Here is an 18,214-nt window from a genome sequence, read left to right as displayed (position 1 = left end):
CGACCCATCCCCACTCCGACCACTCCGACCACGACCACTCCGACCACGACCACTCCGACCACGGCCGCGCCGCCCACTCCGACCGGCTCACGCAGCAGGACCGGGCCCGCGAAGAGGCCGTCGAGGCGGCCCTCGGCGCCCTCGACCTGGACACCAAGGCCCGGCTGCTGTCCGGCCAGGACATGTGGACCCTGCCCGCACTCCCCGAGATCGGCCTGGAGTCCCTGGTCATGTCCGACGGCCCGATCGGGGTCCGCGGCGTCCGCTGGACCGCCGACGACCCCTCGGTCGCCCTGCCCTCGCCCACCGCTCTCGCCGCCACCTGGGACCCGGAACTGGCCCGCCGGGCCGGCCGCCTCCTCGCCCAGGAGGCCCGCCGCAAGGGGGTCCACGTCCTGCTGGCCCCCACCGTCAACCTGCACCGCTCCCCGCTGGGCGGCCGCCACTTCGAGTGCTACTCCGAGGACCCGCACCTCACCGGCGCGATCGGCACCGGCTACGTGCGCGGGGTCCAGGAGGGCGGAGTCGGCACCACCGTCAAGCACTTCGTGGGCAACGACTCCGAGACCGACCGCTTCACCGTCGACAACGAGATCGCCGAGGGGCCGCTGCGCGAGCTGTACCTCGCCCCCTTCGAGGCGATCGTCGCCGGCGCCCGCCCCTGGGGGATCATGACCGCCTACAACCAGGTCAACGGCACCACCATGACCGAACACCGCCGCCTCGTACGCGAAGTCCTGCGCGGCGAGTGGGGGTTCGACGGGGTCAACGTCTCCGACTGGATGGCCGCCCGGGCCACCGCCGCCGGCATCCTCGGCGGCCTCGACGTGGCCATGCCCGGCCCGCAGACCGTCTACGGCCCCGCCCTCGCCGAGGCGGTCCGCTCCGGCGCCGTCCCCGAGACCGCGCTCGACGGGGCCGTGCGCAACGTCCTGCGCCTCGCCGCCCGGGTGGGCGCCCTCGACGGCGCCCCGCCCGCCGTCCCGGTGCCGCCCGCCCCCGTCGACGGACCGGCCCTGGCCCGGGAGATCGCCCGCCGCGGCTGCGTCCTCGTACGCAACGAGAACGGCGTGCTCCCGCTCGCCCCCGGCCGCATCGCGCTCTCCGGGGCCGCCGCCCGCGAGGCCCGGGTGCTCGGCGGCGGCTCCGCCACCGTCTTCCCCGAGCGGGTCGTCTCCCCCCTCGAAGGGCTCACCGAGGCCCTCGCCGCGCTGCCCGGCGCCTCGCTGACCTACGCCACCGGCGCCGACCCCTCCGACGAACTCGTCCCCGCCGGCCGGGGGTTCACCCTCCGCGCCGTCTGCCGGGACGCCTCGGGCGCCGTGCTCGGCGAGGGCAGCCTGCCCTCCGGACAGGTCCAGTGGATCGGCGAGGACCTGCCCGCCGGAGTCGCGTACGACACCATGGCCGAGATCGAGGTCACCGGCACCTTCGTGCCCGGCGAGAGCGGCGCACACGCCTTCGGCACCCGGGGCCTGGGCGCCTTCGCCCTCACCGTCGGCGGGACCCTCCTGTGGGAGGGGGTCCAGGAGACGGGCGACGAGGCCGACCCCTTCGAGGCCTTCTTCGGGGCGCCCACCGAGCGCGGCCGCATCCTCCTCACCGAGGGCGAGCCGGTGCAGGTCTCGCTCCGCTGCACCGTCCCCGACCTGTCCGCCGTCCCCCTCAAGGCGGTCATGTTCTCGCTGCTCCACCTCGGCCCGCGCCGCGACCCCGACGCCCTCATCGCCGAGGCCGCGGCGGCCGCCCGAGGGGCCGACACCGCAGTGGTCGTCGTCGCGACCACCGAACGCGTCGAATCCGAGGGGTTCGACCGCAAGGACCTGGCCCTGCCCGGCCGCCAGGACGACCTGGTGCGCGCGGTCGCCGCCGCCAACCCCCGCACCGTCGTGGTCGTCAACGCCGGCTCCCCGGTGGAGATGCCCTGGCGGGACGAGGTGGCCGCGGTCCTCCTCACCTGGTTCCCCGGCCAGGAGGGCGGGGCCGCCCTCGCCGAGGTCCTCACCGGCGCCGCCGAACCCGGCGGACGGCTGCCCACCACCTGGCCCGCGGCCCTCGCCGACGCCCCGGTCACCGACGTCACCCCGCAGGACGGCCGGCTCGTCTACCGCGAGGGCCTCTTCATCGGCTACCGCGCCTACGAGAAGGCGGGGGTGGTCCCCGCGTACCCGTTCGGCCACGGACTCGGCTACACCGACTGGTCGTACGAGTCCCTGGAGGCCGCGCCCGCCACCGTCCGGGTCCGCGTCCGCAACACCGGCACCCGCCCCGGCCGCGAGGTGGTCCAGGTCTACCTGGCGCCGCCGACGGCCCCCGCCGGCCGGCCCGAGCGCCCCGCCCGGGTGCTCGCCGGCTTCGCCGTGGTCGAGGCGGGCCCGGGCGAGAGCGCCGAGGCGGAGATCGCCCTGCCCGCGCGGGCCTTCGAGATCTGGGACGAGGCGGCGGGCGGCTGGGTGCGGACCCCGGGCCGGTACGGGGTGCAGGCCGGCCGCTCGGTCGCCGACCTCCGGCTCACCGCCACCGTCGAGGTCTGAGCGCCGCAGACCCTCCCGGACCGGACCGGGGGCGGGCCCTGACACCCGCCCCCGGCTCCGCGCACCCCTCCCGCGCTCCCCGTCAGTGCGGCGGCCCGGCCGCCGTCACCTGACGGTGCGCCAGCTCCGCCAGCCGCGCCTGCCCGTCCTTGCCCGGATGGAACCAGTCCCACCGGCTCAGCTGGGACGCCGTGAACGGGTAGCGGAAGACCGCACCCCCGTCGTACCGGCACAGCGGATCCTTTGCACAGACCTCCCGCAGCACCCCGTTGTACGCGACCACCCGCGCCTGCACCGCCGCCCGCCGCCTGGCCGCCGCCGCGTCCACCGCCTCCGGGTCGGCCAGCATCGACGGGCAGATGCCCAGCTTCCAGATCTGCCGCCCCAGCGGACTGTCCCGGCCGGTCTCCCACAGCCGCATCAGGTCCGGCACGCTGGACACGTACACCTGCGTCTTCGGCAGCGCCTTGCGCAGCCGCCCGAGGCCCTTGGCGAAGTCCGAGCGGAACTCCTCGACCGGGGTCATCGAGGCCGCCGAGGTCCGGCAGGCGTCGTTCGCCCCCGCCATCACCGTGACCAGCTCGGGCCGCCGGGCCGCGGCCGCGTCCAGCTGCGCCGGGAGGTCCGCCATGCGGGCCCCGGTGCGCGCGAAGTTCCAGCTGCGGTCGGCGGCCCCGGCATCGCCCAGCAACCGGCTGGCGAGACTGCGCACCGCCGGGTCGTTCCCGGTGGCCCAGGAGGCCTCGGGACAGTCCGCGAGAACCGAACAGGCGTCGAATCCACGGGTGATGGAGTCACCCACAGCGGCGATGGAGGACGGATTCCGGTTCCACGCCGGGGCGGGCTTGGCGGGGGGCCGGGCCCCGGACCCGCCGGCCCGCTCGGCGCGATCCCCCGCGGACCCCGCTGAGCAGCCGGTACCCGCCCCGACCAGGGCAACTGCCAGTGCCGCCGCGGCCGCCAGCGCAGTGCGCGGACGGCTGCTCCGCGTGGTCTTCCGCATCCGGTGGTCCCCTCCCTCGCCGCGGGTCGCCCGGGCGCGGCGTCCTGCTGAGTGAAAGCTCGTGGTTTCCCTGTCCTCGGACCGACCGTACGTCACACCTGGACCCCCGGCGCACGGTAGCTTTTCCCCGTGGAGGGTGCCGCAGCAGCCCGTCCGCTCACCGGTGGCGCAATGTCAGATCGGTTCCGGTAAATTACATCACGTCACATACTGTCCGTTTTCAGGAGATTCACTCCCGATGTTGTTTACTATGGGTGACCTCGGGAGCGGCACCGGCACGAGGCCGCTGGGGAAGGCGAACCTCGTCCCACACTGGAGGTCCCGGTGACGACACGTGGAGTTCTGTACGTGCATTCCGCACCGCGCGCGCTCTGTCCGCATGTGGAGTGGGCAGTGGCGGGCGTGCTCGGAGTGCGCGTGAATCTCGACTGGATCAGACAGCCCGCCTCGCCCGGCACCTGGCGGGCCGAGTTCTCCTGGCAGGCCGAGGCCGGCACGGCCTCCAAGCTCGCCTCGGCCCTGCGCGGCTGGCACATGCTGCGCTTCGAAGTGACGGCGGAGCCCTGCCCCACCGCCGAGGGCGAGCGCTACAGCTCCACCCCCGAACTCGGCATCTTCCACGCCGTCACCGGCCTGCACGGGGACATCCTGGTCCCGGAGGACCGGCTGCGCGCCGCCCTCGCCCGGGCCGCCGAGGACGGGACCGCCCTGGAGGCGGAGATCGCCCGGCTGCTGGGCAAGCCCTGGGACGACGAGCTGGAGCCGTTCCGGTACGCGGGCGAGGGCGCCCCGGTGCGCTGGCTCCACCAGGTCGTCTGAGCGCCGTACCGCCCGGCGTCCCGGCAGCGGACCCCGGACGTGCGAGGGGCCCCGCCCGGCAGCAGCCGGGCGGGGCCCCTCGACGTGTGCGGCTCGGTCAGACCGAGCGGAACGCCAGCGTGACGTTGTGGCCGCCGAAGCCGAACGAGTTGTTGATCGCGGCGATCGTGCCCTCGGGCAGCTTGCGCGGCTCGCCCGTGACGATGTCCGCGTCGATGCCCTCGTCGAGCTCGTCCACGTTGATGGTCGGCGGGGCCAGCCGGTGGTACAGCGCGAGCACGGTCGCCACGCTCTCGATACCGCCGGCGCCGCCGAGCAGGTGGCCCGTCATCGACTTGGTCGCGGAGACCGCCACGTGGTCGAGGTCCTCGCCGAGCACCTTGCGCAGGGCCATGATCTCGGCGCTGTCGCCCTGCGGGGTCGAGGTCGCGTGCGCGTTGAGGTGGACCACCTCGGACGGCTTCAGACCCGTGTTGTCCAGCAGGTTCTGCACGGCGGCGGCGACACCGCGGCCGGTGGGCTCGGGCTGCGCGATGTGGTGGCTGTCGGCCGACAGGCCCTGGCCCAGCACCTCGCAGTAGACGCGGGCACCGCGCTTGGCGGCGTGCTCCGCGGACTCCAGGACGATCACGCCGGCACCCTCGCCGAGGACGAACCCGTCGCGGTTCTTGTCGTACGGGCGGGAGGCCTTGGTGGGCTCGTCGTTGTTCTTGGACATCGCCATCATGTTGGCGAAGGCCGCGATCGGCAGCGGGTGGATCGCCGCCTCGGTGCCGCCCGCGACGACCACGTCGGCACGGCCGGTGCGGATCATCTCCACGGCGTAGCCGATGGCCTCGGCGCCGGAGGCGCAGGCGCTGACCGGAGTGTGCACACCGGCGCGGGCGTTGACCTCCAGGCCGACGTTCGCCGACGGGCTGTTCGGCATGAGCATGGGGACGGTGTGCGGGGAGACCCGGCGCACACCCTTTTCCTTCAGTACGTCGTACTGGTCGAGCAGGGTGGTCACGCCGCCGATGCCGGAGGCGATCACGGTGCCCAGGCGCTCCGGTTCCACGGACGCGTCCTCGCCCGCGGGAGCGGTGTAGCCGGCGTCCGCCCAGGCCTCCTTGGCCGCGATCAGCGCGAACTGCGCCGAGCGGTCCAGCTTGCGGGCCAGCGGGCGGGGCAGGACGTCGCCGGGGTCGACGGCGGCCTGTGCGGCGATGCGGACCGGGAGGTCGGCGAAGCGCTCGCCCTCCAGGGGCCGGACCCCGGAACGGCCCGCGAGCAGGCCTTCCCAGGTCGATGCGCTGTCGCCACCCAGCGGAGTGGTTGCGCCGATACCGGTGACGACCACGGTGCGATTGGTCGGGCTCACAGGAATTCTTTCTCCACGTTTGAGGGGTGCTGAATTGTCACGGCGCCACCGCCGGGTGGCGACAAACGCTCGTCAGGCTCAGGCCTGGTGGTTCAGGATGTAGTTCGCCGCGTCGCCGACGGTACGCAGGTTCTTGACGTCCTCGTCCGGGATCTTCACGTCGAAGCGCTCTTCGGCGGCGACGACGACCTCGACCATGGAGAGCGAGTCGACGTCCAGGTCGTCGGTGAAGGACTTCTCGAGCTCGACGTCCTCGACCGGGATGCCCGCGATCTCGTTCACGATGTCGGCGAGACCGGCGACGATCTCTTCCAGGGTGGCGGCCATGTGGCGCTCCTTCGATAGCTGTCTGAAAGGTGAAACGTGGTACTGCGCGGCGTCCAGGTGAAACCGGAGCGCCTAGGGGAGGGTAACCACCGTGGCGGCGTAGACGAGACCTGCCCCGAAACCGATGACGAGCGCGGTGTCGCCGCTCTTCGCCTGCCCCGTCGCCAGGAGCCGCTCCATCGCGAGCGGAATCGAGGCGGCCGAGGTGTTGCCGGTGGTCTCCACGTCACGGGCGACCGTGACGTGCTCCGGCAGCTTGAGAGTCTTCACCATCGAATCGATGATCCGCATGTTGGCCTGGTGCGGGATGAAGACGTCCAGGTCGTCGGCCGTGATGCCGGCCGCGTCCAGCGCCTGCTGGGCCACCTTCGCCATCTCGAAGACGGCCCAGCGGAACACCGCCTGGCCCTCCTGCGTGATGGCGGGGAACTTCTCGACGGTGCCGGAACGGTACTCGTCCCAGGGCACGGTCTGCTTGATCGTCTCGGACTTGTCGCCCTCCGAACCCCACACCGTGGGGCCGATGGCCGGCTCGTCGGACGGGCCGACGATCACGGCGCCCGCGCCGTCGCCGAACAGGAAGGCCGTCGCGCGGTCCTCCAGGTCGGTCAGGTCGGACAGCCGCTCCACGCCGATGACGAGGACGTACTTCGCGGAACCCTCGACGACGAGCCCCTTGGCCAGGGTCAGCCCGTAGCCGAAGCCCGCGCAGCCGGCGGAGATGTCGAACGCCGCGGGCTTGACCGCGCCGACCCGGTCGGCGATCTCGGTCGCGACCGCCGGGGTCTGCTTGAAGTGCGAGACGGTGGAGACGATCACGGCGCCGATCTGCTCCGGCGCGATGCCGGCGTCCGCGAGGGCCTTGCCGGCCGCCTCGACGGACATCGCCGCGACGGTCTCCTGCGGGGAGGCCCAGTGCCGGGTGGCGATCCCGGAACGGGAGCGGATCCACTCGTCGGACGAGTCGATCGTCTCCAGGATGACCTCGTTCGGCACCACCCGGGTCGGGCGGTAGCCGCCGACCCCGAGGATGCGGGCGTACGGAGACCCTTGAGCAGGCTTGATCTTCGACATGCGGTGGGGCTCCTTCGCTCAGACGGCCGCGTGCTCGGCGATGAGCGCGGCGGCCTTCTCCAGGTCGTCCGGGGTCTTGATCGCCAGCGTGGCGACGCCCGGCAGGGCGCGCTTGGCCAGACCCGTCAGGGTGCCGCCGGGGCACGCCTCGACGAGGGCGGTGACGCCCAGCTCCTTGAAGGTCTCCATGCACAGGTCCCAGCGGACCGGGTTGGCCACCTGGCCCACCAGCCGGGCGACGACCTCGGCGCCCGAGGAGACGGTACGGCCGTCCTTGTTGGACACGTACGCCAGGACCGGGTCCGCCGGGGACAGGGCCTTCGCGGCCTCGTCCAGCGTGGCGACCGCCGGGGCCATGTGGTGCGTGTGGAAGGCGCCCGCGACCTTGAGGGCGACGACCTTGCGGACGCCCTCGGGCTTGTCCTCCGCGAGGGCGGCGATCTGCTCGGCGGTGCCCGCGGCCACGATCTGGCCCGCGCCGTTGATGTTCGCCGGGGTCAGGCCCAGCTTCTCCAGGTGCGGGACGGTCACCTCGGGGTCGCCGCCGAGCAGGGCGGCCATCCCGGTGTCGGTGACGGCGGCGGCCTCGGCCATCGCCAGACCGCGGGTGCGGACCAGCGTCAGCGCGGAGACCTCGTCGAGGACGCCCGCGTAGGCGGCCGCGGTGATCTCGCCGACGCTGTGGCCCGCGACCGCACCGAAGGAGGCCGGGACGTCCAGCGAGGACGCCGACAGGAGGCCGGCCGCGACCAGCAGCGGCTGCGCCACCGCGGTGTCGCGGATCTCGTCCGCGTCGGCCTTGGTGCCGTAGTGGACGAGGTCGAGACCGATGGCGTCGGACCAGGCGGCGAGGCGGTCAGCCACACCGGGGAGGTCGAGCCAGGGGGTCAGGAAGCCGGGCGTCTGAGCGCCTTGGCCGGGAGCGACGAGTACGAGCACCCTCACACTCTCTCTTGTGGATGGTCCGCGCCGCCCGTGGGGACAGGGACCAAGAACCGTCGGGGGAATTGTTGATGTCCGACAAAAGTCTAGGACTGGAGATCCCCGTCGGCCAGACGCCCGAGGATCAGGGCGATCCTCAGCGTGAACGCCGAGCGGACATCAGAGGGTGACCATCCGGTGACGTCTGTCACACGTCGAAGCCGGTAGCGCACCGTGTTCGGGTGTACGAACAGCATCCGAGCTGCGCCTTCGAGGCTGCTCGCCTGCTCCAGGTAGACGCTCAGCGTCTCCAGCAGGGCCGAGCCCGCCTCCTCAAGCGGTCTGTAGATCTCCTCCACCAGCTGCTCGCGCGCCGAGGGGTCGCCCGCGATCGCGCGCTCCGGCAGGAGATCGTCCGCCAGCACCGGCCGCGGGGCGTCCTGCCAGGCGGAGCAGGCCTTCAGACCGGCCGCGGCGGCCTGCGCGGAGCGGGTGGCCGCCAGCAGGTCGGAGACCACCGGGCCGGCCACCACGGGACCGTTCGCGAACGGCCCGATCAGCGACTTCGCCACCTGGAGCGGGTGGTCGCTGCCGCCCGCGATCACCACCAGCCGGTCCCCGAGCACTCCCGTGAGCACCTGGAGCTTCGCGTGCCGGGCGGCCCGGCGGATCGCCTCGACCGTCAGCTCGCTGTCCCCGTCCGGGGCCGTGCCCAGGACCACGCACACGTGCTCGGGGGAGTTCCAGCCCAGGGCCGCGGCCCGCGAGAGCGCACCCTCGTCGGCCTCCCCGGACAGCACCGCGTTCACGACCAGGGACTCCAGCCGGGCGTCCCAGGCGCCGCGGGCCTCCGCGGCCTGCGCGTACACCTGGGCGGTCGCGAAGGCGATCTCCCGGGCGTAGACGAGCAGGGCCTCGCGCAGGGTGGACTCGTCGCCCGGAGCGGCGACCTCCTCGATCGCCGCCTCCATGACCTCGATGGTGGTGCGCACCATCTCGACGGTCTGGCGCAGGGTGATCGCCCGGGTCAGCTCCCGCGGAGCCGTCCCGAACACGTCGGTCGAGATCGCCTGCGGGGTCTCGGGGTGCCGGAACCACTCCGTGAACGCGGCGATGCCGGCCTGGGCGACCAGGCCGATCCACGACCGGTTCTCCGGTGGCATCGCCCGGTACCACGGCAGCATCTCGTCCATGCGGGCGATCGCGTTCGCGGCGAGACGGCCGGAGGACTTCTCCAGCCGGCGCAGGGTTGCGGCGTGGGGATGGGCAGGGCGCGCCGGGGCCGCGGGGGACGCCGGAGAGGGCTCAGGATCTGCGTGGGGCACGGGACAAGACTGCCTTATCCGGCCGCCCGGTCGGAGTGCCGGGGCTACGGTGGCCCCCATGATTGATGTACGGCGCGGCGCTGACCGGTACCAGGGCGGGGACCGGGAGGCCGGGATCTCCACCCGGCACGCCTTCTCCTTCGGGGGCTTCTACGACCCGGACAACCTGCGCTTCGGCGCGCTCATGGCGTGCAACGAGGAGAGCCTCGCGCCCGGCGCCGGCTTCGACGAGCACCCGCACAGCCACACCGAGATCGTCACCTGGGTCACCGAGGGCGAACTCACCCACCGGGACTCGGCCGGGCACGCCACCGTGCTGCGCCCCGGCGACGTGCAGCGGCTCAGCTCCGCGTCCGGGGTGCGGCACGTGGAGCGCAACGACGGCGGGCTGCCGCTGCGGTTCGTGCAGATGTGGCTGGCTCCGGTGGAGCCGGGGGGCGAACCCGGCCACGAGGTGGTGCGCGGGCTCCCCGACGGCACCCCGTACGAGGTGCCCCGCGCCCGCGCCGTCCTGCACGTGCGGCGGCCCGGGGCGGGGGAGCGGATCGCGGTGCCGGCGGCGCCGCGGGTGTACCTCCACGTGGTCGCGGGGGAGCTGGAGCTCGCCGGGGGCCCGGACGGCGCGCCGGAGCGGCTCGCCCCGGGGGACTCGGCGCGGATCACGGGCGCCGAGGGACTGGAGGTCCTGGCCCGGACCCCGGGGGAGCTGCTCCTGTGGGAACTCGGCTGAGTCCCGCGGCTACTTGAGGTAGACGATGCCGTCCGTGGTGATGGTCGGGCGGCCCGCGGTGCCCACGACGGCGATCTTCAGCTTGTGCGTGGCACTGGTGGTCCACGTCTTGGTGAAGAGCGCGTCCCGGTACTTGGTGGTCGCCGACTTCAGGTCCACGGTCGCCACCTTGACCCCGTCCAGGTAGACGTACGCCTGGCCGGAGGTGCCGGCCCGGGAGACCACCCAGGCCACCGAGCGGCCGGTGAAGGTCCAGGTGAGGCTGGAGCCGGGGGTGGCGCTGGAGAGCGAGGTGCCGCCGAGGTAGCTGGTCGAGGAGCGGCTGCTCCACGTGCCGGTCTTCGCGGCCGCCGTCTCCTGGAGGATGACCGGGGTGCCGGCGACCGAGGCCGCGGCGGTGTTCCCGGCGAAGTCGTAGGCCGTCAGGTTCCAGCTGGTGGCCACCCCGGACTTGGCGCTCTGGGGGGAGCTCAGGGTGCTCGCCGCGTAGGTCGCCGCCAGCGGCGCGGTCAGCCGTACGTCCTTCAGCGCGCCGGTGTCGGCGGCCTTCCACGCGAGGGTGACGGGGACGGCGGTGGTGTTCACGGTCCCGGCGCGCAGGGCCAGCGAGGGCTTGGCGGTGAAGGTGGGCGCGGTGGTCTCGGCGACCACGGTGACCGCGGCGGAGGTGGCGGTCCTGCCGGACTGGTGGGTGGCGCGGACCTGGACCCGGTGGCTGCCGAGGGCCAGGGACGCGGCGGCCGAGGTGGCCGTCCCGGAGGCGGTGGCCACGGACGTGCCGTCGACCAGCAGCTCGTACCTGGTGATCAGCGGAGCGGGGGTGGTGGCGCCCCAGCCGACGGTGATCCGTCCCTTGGTCCAGTACGTCCCGCCGGAGAGGGAGGCGCCGGTCACGCTCTTGACCGCGAGTCCGGCGACCGGGCCGCTCGCCCAGGAGCGGATCAGGGGCAGCTGGCCGTAGAGGGTGGTGCCCGGGCACTCGGTGGCGTAGCCGTCGCGGTGGCCGGAGATCCGCTGGAAGGTCGCGGTCTGGCCGGCGGTGAACTTGCCGTTGTTGATCGCAGCGGTCATCTGGACCGTGCTCTGCGGGTCGTAGCGGTACTGGCCGAGCTTCCAGGCGGCGATGCGGGCCACGGCGGTCTTCGCCACGGCCTCGGCGTCCACGTCGGTGTAGCTGCCGATGACCGCGATGCCGGCGGTGTCGGTGTTCCAGCCCATGGTGTGGGCGCCGATGACGGGCAGGTCGAGCCCGCCCTTGCGGCCCTCGAAGACCGTGCCGCACTTGTCGACGAGGAAGTTGTAGCCGACGTCCTTCCAGCCGTTCGTCTTCACGTGCAGCGTGTGGATGCCGCGGACGATCGCCGCCGAGTCGGCGCAGGTGTAGGTGTTCGTCTGCGCGGTGTGGTGCACGAAGACGGCCTTGACCTCCTTGCCGTAGGTCGGGGCCTCGTCGTTCATCGTCTCGTCGGCGCCCCACTGGGCGCGCGTGACGTACGCCGGCTGCGGCACGGTGGAGACCGGCGCGGTGGGCGGCGAGGACACGCTCGGGCTCGGCACGGCCGAAGCCGAGGCGGAGACCGCGGGGGAGGCGCTCTCGGTGGGCGCGGTGGTGGGCTCCGTCGTGGGCGCTTCGGAGGTGGCCGGGGCGCCGGTGCCGGTGGCCTCCGGGGTGGGCGCGGCCGACTCGGTGGCCGACGGGCCGGTCGAGGCCTCCGGGGTCTGCGTCGGCCCCTCCGTCTCGGTGCCCTCGGCCTCGGCCGCGTCCACGGCGAAGGCGGCGGGCTCGGCCCGCAGCACGCGGGAGGCGCCCGGGTCCACCATGTCCACGCGCAGTCCGGCGGGCAGCTTCGCGCCCTTGCCGGTCACCCGGACCTCGACCCCGTCCGAGGGGCCGGCCCAGGCGGGCTCGGAGACCCCGCGCAGACCGGGGCGGGCGGCGCCGTCGTTGAAGGACTCGCCCTCGGAGCCCAGGTCGAGCCACCGGGACCAGCTGCCGGACCGGGTGGAGTGGGTGCGGACCTGGATCCGGCCGTCCACCCTGCGCCCGGGGTCGTCCCAGGACACCGCGAGCATGCTGAAGGCCTTGGTGTCCTCGTCCTTGAAGACGGCCTCGTTGCCGGACACGGCCAGGCCCGCCGTGCGGACCTTCGAGACCACGGGACCGGAGGCGATGCCCGGGGCCTTGCCGTCGTCGCCGTCGAAGGCATCCGTGCCGGTCACACCCTGGAGGGTGAGTACGCCGACGATGCCGGTGGCGACGGTCGCGGCCGTCACCCAGATTCTGCGCGTGCGCACCGGTGGTCTCCGTGATCCCAGGGGAATGAGAAACGGAATCTACCGATCGATTTCCGTCGGGCAACCGGGAGGAACCGCCGGAACCAGACAGATCATCAGCATGTGTGGTGTGATCTACGTCTCAACGGCCCAGTGTGAGCCCGGAGAGCACCGCATCGGTGAACTCCGGCCAGACCTCGACCGCCCACGGGCCGAACGGACGGTCCGTCAGCGCCACGCACGCCGCCCGCGCCTGCGGGTCCACCCACAGGAACGTGCCGGACTGGCCGAAGTGCCCGAAGGTGCGCGGCGAGGAGTTCCGGCCGGTCCAGTGCGGGGACTTCCCGTCGCGGATCTCGAAGCCCAGCCCCCAGTCGTTGGGCACCTGGTGCCCGTACCCGGGCAACACGCCCTTGAGCCCCGGGTGCACCACCGCCGTGGCCTCGGCGACCGTGCGGGCGTCCAGCAGCCGCGGGGCCTGGAGCTCGGCCGCGAAGCGCACCAGGTCCGAGACCGTCGAGACGCCGTCCTTCGCGGGGGAGCCCTCCAGCGAGGTCGAGGCCATGCCGAGCGGCTCCAGCACCGCCTGGTGCAGGTACTCGGCGAACGGGATGTCGGTCGCCTTCGCGATGTGGTCCCCGAGCACCTCGAAACCGGCGTTCGAGTACAGGCGGCGCTCCCCGGGCGGGGCCATCACCCGGTGCTCGTCGAAGGCCAGTCCGCTGGTGTGCGCCAGCAGGTGCCGTACGGTCGCCCCCTCGGGCCCCGCCGGCTCGTCGAGCTCGATCGCACCCTCCTCGTACGCCACCAGCGCGGCGTAGGCGGCGAGCGGCTTGGTGACGGAGGCCAGCGGGAAGCGGTGGTCCACCGGGCCGTGGCTCCCGGCGAGGGTGCCGTCGGCGCGCACGACGGCCGCCGCAGCGGTGGGTACCGGCCAGTTCTCGATCATCCGCAGGCTTTCCATGCCCCGAGCCTACTTGTTCGGCCCGGCGGGATCCGGAGCCGATCTCCGGGATCGTCCGGCCGCTGCTTGCCTGGAGTGCACTCGAACGTTCTAGCGTGGGGGTCATGAACCTGACGGAGACCCGGTACACGATCAGCGAGGTCGCGGCACGGACCGGTCTGACCCAGCACACGCTGCGCTGGTACGAGCGGATCGGGCTGCTGCACCACGTGGACCGGTCGCACTCCGGGCAGCGCAGGTTCAGCGAAGCGGACCTGGCCTGGCTGGACTTCGTCGGCAAGCTGCGCAGCACCGGGATGCCGGTGGCCGACATGGTCCGGTACGCGGAGCTCGTCCGCGAGGGGGACCACACCTTCGACGAGCGGCGGGAACTGCTGGAGCGCACCCGCCGCGAGGTGGCGGCGCGCATCGACGAGCTCACCGGAACGCTTTCCATACTCGACTACAAGATCGGTTTATACACCGGAAAGGCTCAGCCTTGACGAACGGCAAGATCGCACAGGTGCAGCTCGGCGCGGGCGGCCCGCTGGTGGGCGTCCAGGGCCTGGGCTGCATGGGCATCAGCGACTTCTACGGGGACACCGACGAGGCGGCCGCCCGCGAGACCCTCGACGCGGCGCTGGCCGCGGGGGTCACCCTCTTCGACACCGCCGACATCTACGGGCGCGGGGCCAACGAGGAGTTCCTCGCCCCCTTCCTCGCCGCACACCGCGAGGAGGTCGTGCTCGCCACCAAGTTCGGCATCGAGCGCACCGACGACCCGCACTACCGGGGCATACGCAACGACCGCGGGTACATCCGGCAGGCCGCCGAGGACAGCCTGCGCCGCCTCGGCACCGACACCATCGACCTCTACTACATGCACCGCCGCGATCCGCAGGTGCCGCTGGCCGAGTCGGTCGGCGCGATGGCCGAGCTGGTCGCCGAGGGCAAGGTCCGCCACCTCGGCCTGAGCGAGGTCACCGGCGCCGAGCTGCGCGAGGCGCACTCCGTGCACCCCATCGCGGCCGTGCAGTCCGAATGGTCGCTCTTCAGCCGGGACGTGGAGATCAGCGTGGCGGGCGCGGCCGCCGAGCTGGGCGTGGCCTTCGTGCCGTACTCCCCGCTCGGCCGCGGGTTCCTGACCGGGGCCTTCGCGGACGCCGGCAAGGAGCTGTCCGACGGGGACTTCCGCCGGTTCCAGCCGCGGTTCACCGGCGACAACGCCAAGGCCAACGCCGCGCTGCTGGAGCCCGTACGGGAGATCGCCGAGGCGCACGGGGCCACCCCGGCGCAGGTGGCCCTGGCCTGGGTGCACCAGCGGGCGCAGGTGCACCCCGGCCTCACCGTGGTCCCGATCCCCGGCACCCGCAAGAGCAGCCGGCTCGCCGAGAACCTCGCGGCGGCCGCGCTCACCCTCAGCGCGGCGGAGCTGGAGCGGCTGGAGCCGATCGCCGGCGCCGTGGCCGGCGACCGGTACCCGGACATGAACTACACCTCGGCGGCCCGCGAGGCGTGACCGGCCGGGGGCCCGAGGGCCCGGCGGCGGGGCGGGGGTGTCCGCCCCGCCGGTCACAGCTCCGCGAGCAGCTCCGCCTTCTTCGAGCTGAACTCGGCGTCGGTGAGCAGACCGGCGCCGTGCAGCTCGCCGAGGTGGCGGATCCGCTCGGCGATGTCGGCCGGGTCCCGGCGGGCCGGCCGGACCGCGGCCACCGGCAGCGCCGGAGCCCGTCCGCGCACCGCCCGCAGCACGGCCGCCGCGAACGGCAGCGACTCGTACACCGCTCCGTAGCCGAGGCCGAAGAGGACCGCCGACGGGTCCTGGTCGGCCGGTACGGCCCCCGCGGCCGCACCGCCCGCCCCGGATCCCTCGCGGCGCACCAGCCTCAGGTACCCGCCCGGCTCCTCCGGGGTGCGCCACTCCACCCCGCAGATCCCGTCCAGCCCGAAGTGCTGGTCCCCCGCCTTCCACTTCGTGCTGGAGGCGCCGGTGCGGGACCAGCGGAACGTGACCGCCGAGCCGTCGAAGACGGCCTTCGCGTCGTAGCCCTTGAACTGGAGCGGGGCCTCCGGCGCCGGGACCAGGAAGCGCCCGGCCGGCTCCTCGCGGTCCGCGGCCATCGCCGAGCGCAGCTCGTCCGCGAGCCCCGCGGCCGCCGCGGTCCGCTCGGCGGGCAGCACGAGGCGGTACGGATCGGAGCTCTCGCGCAGCTGTCCCGCGGCGGCCTCCATCAGCGGATCGGCGCCCGGGCGCGGCACGGCGTGCAGCACCACGGTGTCCCGCTTCCCCGGGGTCAGCGTCACGGCGGCCAACGCGTCGTACGGAATGCGTCGTTGACCCAGCGCAGACCACAAGCGTGGTGTGCGGATCCCCCGTTCGAAGCGGATGAGCACCGAATCCGAGTGGAACTCCCACACGGCATGATTTCCGGCCAGCACTTCACCCATGCGGCTCATCGTAAGCGGCCTCCCCACCGGCGTCCCCCTCACTGCCGGGGGCGATTTTCCCGCATGTACGCGTGTCAGTACCCTTCCGTGCCGGAAATTCCACGGCGGCAGTCGGCATCGCTCTCGGCGCAGACCACGGAACCGAACGAACCGGTTCCGATTCGGGCGAAGTTGTCCACCGCCACCGTGCCTGGCTCAAAGTAACCGGTGTGCCCCTCGGCGCCCCCCGCGGAGAGCCGCCGGGCCCCGAAACCGGAGGAGACCGGGTCGGCCCCGTGGCCCACCCCGCCGACCTCCAGGTACGGAACGTCCGCGATCCAGTCCCCGGGATCGCGCATCGCCCAGATCCTGGCGTCCGTCCCCAGGCCGGCGGCGCTCCCGGCCCGCATGCCGGGACTCCCCGCCACGCCCACGTCGGTGACCCGGGCGGGCAGGCCGCGCGCCGCGACCCCGCACACCACCGAGCCGTAGCTGTGGCAGAACAGCGCCACCGAGGAGCGCCCGGGCAGCGAGTCCACCAGCGAGGTCAGCCGCCGCGCGCCCTCCGCGGCGAGCCGCCCGGTGGCCGCGTCCATGCCGACCCCCTCGGGCGCGGTGTACCCGGCCCAGGCGATGACCGCCGTACGGACCCCCGGCGCGGCCGCGTGCTCGGCCCGGTACAGGGAGTCCGCCATGCCGACGGGCGCGGTGTAGCGGCGCGCGGTCCGCTCGAACGTCAGCAGGTTGGTGTCCACGCCCGGCACGATCACCGAGACCCGGCGGGCCTGGTCGAGGTCGCCGAACACCTCGGCGACCCGGCCGCTGCCGGTGGGGTCGAAGACCAGGATCTGCCGGCCGTCCTCCTCCAGGGAGGCGAACCGGTGGGAGAGCCGCCGGGCCTGGTCACGGTCCGCGGGGGCCAGCCGGTAGTCGGCCGCCCGGCGCAGCGCGGCCGTCCGGGCCCGCCCCAGCGCCAGCCGGTTGGCCCGGTAGCGCACCGCGGCCGGCACCCCGTCCAGATTGCCCACGGCCAGCGGGTGCCGCTCGGCCAGCCGGGCCCGCTGGCCCGGGTCGAGCAGCCCGAAGAAGCGGGCGATGACCGGGGCCGGGGCATCGGAAGGGGGCAGCGGGCGGCCGTCGATGCGGCCGCGGTCCCACAGCGCGAAGGCGGCCGCCAGCGGGGCGCCGCCGTGGTCGGGCCGGTGCAGCGCCGTCCAGCCGGTGGTGGCGAGCATGACGAACACCACCACGAGCGCGAGCAGGGCGCGCCAGGCGGGGGCGGAGGAGGAGAGCGGCGCGTGGTGCCCGGGGTCGGCGGGCGCCGCGGCACGTGCCGGGCCGGAGGAGTTCACTGGCGGCCAGCCTAAAAGACCGCGTGGGCGAACGGCACACCGGGTGATCAGGGTCACCGCCCGATCGAGCGGTTCTCCGCCGATTCCGGACGATCCGACGGGAACGCCCTCACGCTCCGCTTCCGGCCGGTGCCCGCCAGTCGGCGGCCAGGGCGGGGGAGAGGTGGTCGAGGTGGTCCCCGATGATCCGGCGGATCGCGGCCACGCTGGGGTCCTCGCCCCGCCCCCACAGCCGCCCGGTGACCCGCACGACGGCCGAGAAGGCGGCGGCCGCGACCCGGGGCCGGGGGTCCGCGTCCACGTCCAGGCCCTCGCGCTCCGCGATGATCCGGGCGATCTCCTCGTCCACCTCGGCCGAGCGGCGCAGGTGCACCGCCAGCAGCGCCGGGGTCGACTCGATGAGCAGGTAGGTCCGCATGTACAGGTCCACCGGGACCACGTCCGCGATGGCCTCCTCCACGGTGTCCCAGGCGGCGAGCACCGCGCCGCGCAGCGCCGTGAACGGGCCCTCCGCGGCCGGCCGGGCCCGCAGCGCCGCCAGGAAGTGCGACTGCACCACGTCCTGCACGGCGAAGGCGGCCTCCTCCTTGTTCGCGAAGTACCGGAAGAAGGTGCGCTGCGAGACCTCCACCGCCTCGGTGATCTCGTCGACGGTCGTCCGTTCGTAGCCCTGGGTCGTGAACAGCACCAGCGCGGCGCGCAGCAGGGCGTCCCGGGTGCGCCGCTTCTTGCGCTCGCGCAGTCCGGCCGGCGGCGCCGGGACCGCCCCGGCCTGCTCCTGGGTCATCACCACTGTGCCGTCCTCCCTCCGCCCGGTGGGCTGGCTCACCTTACCGGCGCCCGGCCCGGGCGCCCTCGCCTCGGCGGGGCCGGTTCGGGTGCCCGCACCGGCCCGCACCGGCCCGCACCCGGCGCCCACGCCCGGGCGGCCCCGATGGTTCCCCGGCGTCAACCGCGCGCCCGGTCCGCGGGCCGGGCAGGCCCGTCCCCGCCAAGGCCACCTATCAGGGTGGAACCGGCCCGAACCCCTTCCGCCCGGGCATCTGCGCAGGTCAGCGTGGGGTGCAACGGCGGCCGCACGGGCTCCCGGTCCACCGGACCACCCGTGAGGGGGGTACGCCGTAC

Annotated in this window: 16 protein-coding genes; 5 read left to right on the top strand and 11 right to left on the bottom strand. The window is 73.8% G+C overall.

Annotated features, from left to right (window positions below; genetic code table 11):
• The first annotated feature begins 146 nt into the window (after window positions 1-146).
• Window positions 147-2,534 (top strand): beta-glucosidase, encoded by a 2,388-nt coding sequence (locus tag ACZ407_RS02955; RefSeq protein ID WP_468125462.1) that lies wholly within the window; start codon window positions 147-149, stop codon window positions 2,532-2,534.
• 82 nt (window positions 2,535-2,616) lie between these two features.
• Here ACZ407_RS02955 and ACZ407_RS02950 read toward each other — a convergent pair whose 3' ends face one another.
• Entirely contained in the window at window positions 2,617-3,537 is a 921-nt protein-coding gene (locus ACZ407_RS02950) for an SGNH/GDSL hydrolase family protein (protein ID WP_468124991.1), read from the bottom strand.
• 324 nt (window positions 3,538-3,861) lie between these two features.
• On the opposite strand from ACZ407_RS02950, the gene ACZ407_RS02945 reads away from it, so the two are divergent.
• The gene (locus ACZ407_RS02945) at window positions 3,862-4,356 is read left to right on the top strand and encodes a DUF3145 domain-containing protein (RefSeq protein WP_468124989.1); all 495 of its coding nucleotides are present in this window, start codon (window positions 3,862-3,864) and stop codon (window positions 4,354-4,356) included.
• Between the two features lie 97 nt (window positions 4,357-4,453).
• Here the strand turns inward: ACZ407_RS02945 and fabF are convergent, their stop codons facing one another.
• The 5 genes from fabF to ACZ407_RS02920 all read right to left on the bottom strand — a co-directional run bounded on the left by fabF (window position 4,454) and on the right by ACZ407_RS02920 (window position 9,363).
• On the bottom strand, window positions 4,454-5,716 hold the full coding sequence (fabF, locus tag ACZ407_RS02940) for a beta-ketoacyl-ACP synthase II (RefSeq protein WP_468124988.1): 1,263 nt from the start codon (window positions 5,714-5,716) through the stop codon (window positions 4,454-4,456).
• 78 nt (window positions 5,717-5,794) lie between these two features.
• Entirely contained in the window at window positions 5,795-6,043 is a 249-nt protein-coding gene (locus tag ACZ407_RS02935) for an acyl carrier protein (RefSeq protein ID WP_468124986.1), read from the bottom strand.
• A 72-nt stretch (window positions 6,044-6,115) separates the two neighbouring features.
• On the bottom strand, window positions 6,116-7,117 hold the full coding sequence (locus ACZ407_RS02930) for a beta-ketoacyl-ACP synthase 3 (protein WP_468124985.1): 1,002 nt from the start codon (window positions 7,115-7,117) through the stop codon (window positions 6,116-6,118).
• Window positions 7,118-7,135: 18 nt separating this feature from the next.
• The gene (locus ACZ407_RS02925; protein ID WP_468124983.1) at window positions 7,136-8,056 is read right to left on the bottom strand and encodes an ACP S-malonyltransferase; all 921 of its coding nucleotides are present in this window, start codon (window positions 8,054-8,056) and stop codon (window positions 7,136-7,138) included.
• An 89-nt stretch (window positions 8,057-8,145) separates the two neighbouring features.
• Window positions 8,146-9,363: a PucR family transcriptional regulator gene (locus ACZ407_RS02920; protein WP_468124982.1), complete on the bottom strand. Its 1,218-nt coding sequence runs from the start codon at window positions 9,361-9,363 to the stop codon at window positions 8,146-8,148.
• A 58-nt stretch (window positions 9,364-9,421) separates the two neighbouring features.
• On the opposite strand from ACZ407_RS02920, the gene ACZ407_RS02915 reads away from it, so the two are divergent.
• Window positions 9,422-10,093 (top strand): pirin family protein, encoded by a 672-nt coding sequence (locus ACZ407_RS02915; protein ID WP_468124981.1) that lies wholly within the window; start codon window positions 9,422-9,424, stop codon window positions 10,091-10,093.
• A gap of 9 nt (window positions 10,094-10,102) precedes the next feature.
• On the opposite strand, the gene ACZ407_RS02910 is transcribed toward ACZ407_RS02915, so the two are convergent.
• Window positions 10,103-12,388 carry a peptidoglycan recognition protein family protein gene (locus ACZ407_RS02910; protein WP_468124980.1) on the bottom strand — a complete coding sequence of 762 codons (2,286 nt, stop codon included), beginning with the start codon at window positions 12,386-12,388 and terminating at the stop codon, window positions 10,103-10,105.
• A 121-nt stretch (window positions 12,389-12,509) separates the two neighbouring features.
• Complete coding sequence (locus tag ACZ407_RS02905) at window positions 12,510-13,331, bottom strand: serine hydrolase domain-containing protein (RefSeq protein ID WP_468124979.1); 822 nt, start codon at window positions 13,329-13,331, stop codon at window positions 12,510-12,512.
• A 104-nt stretch (window positions 13,332-13,435) separates the two neighbouring features.
• On the opposite strand from ACZ407_RS02905, the gene ACZ407_RS02900 reads away from it, so the two are divergent.
• Both ACZ407_RS02900 and ACZ407_RS02895 read left to right on the top strand, forming a co-directional pair.
• Window positions 13,436-13,813 carry a MerR family transcriptional regulator gene (locus tag ACZ407_RS02900; protein ID WP_468124978.1) on the top strand — a complete coding sequence of 126 codons (378 nt, stop codon included), beginning with the start codon at window positions 13,436-13,438 and terminating at the stop codon, window positions 13,811-13,813.
• Window positions 13,810-14,829, top strand: coding sequence for an aldo/keto reductase (locus tag ACZ407_RS02895; protein WP_468124976.1), 1,020 nt, complete (start codon window positions 13,810-13,812; stop codon window positions 14,827-14,829). The genes ACZ407_RS02900 and ACZ407_RS02895 overlap by 4 nt, the downstream gene beginning before the upstream one ends.
• Window positions 14,830-14,882: 53 nt before the next feature.
• Here ACZ407_RS02895 and ACZ407_RS02890 read toward each other — a convergent pair whose 3' ends face one another.
• From ACZ407_RS02890 to ACZ407_RS02880, 3 genes are all read right to left on the bottom strand, one after another.
• Window positions 14,883-15,758, bottom strand: a complete 876-nt coding sequence (locus ACZ407_RS02890) for a DUF4429 domain-containing protein (RefSeq protein ID WP_468124974.1) — start codon at window positions 15,756-15,758, stop codon at window positions 14,883-14,885.
• 74 nt (window positions 15,759-15,832) lie between these two features.
• Window positions 15,833-16,972 carry an alpha/beta hydrolase gene (locus ACZ407_RS02885; RefSeq protein ID WP_468125460.1) on the bottom strand — a complete coding sequence of 380 codons (1,140 nt, stop codon included), beginning with the start codon at window positions 16,970-16,972 and terminating at the stop codon, window positions 15,833-15,835.
• A 226-nt stretch (window positions 16,973-17,198) separates the two neighbouring features.
• Window positions 17,199-17,876 carry a TetR family transcriptional regulator gene (locus tag ACZ407_RS02880; protein ID WP_468125458.1) on the bottom strand — a complete coding sequence of 226 codons (678 nt, stop codon included), beginning with the start codon at window positions 17,874-17,876 and terminating at the stop codon, window positions 17,199-17,201.
• Between the last annotated feature and the right edge of the window lie 338 nt (window positions 17,877-18,214).

This window comes from Streptomyces sp. NPDC030809 (assembly GCF_055572195.1).
Note: the sequence above shows the minus strand (reverse complement) of the source record. Positions and strands in the feature narration are given on the sequence as shown.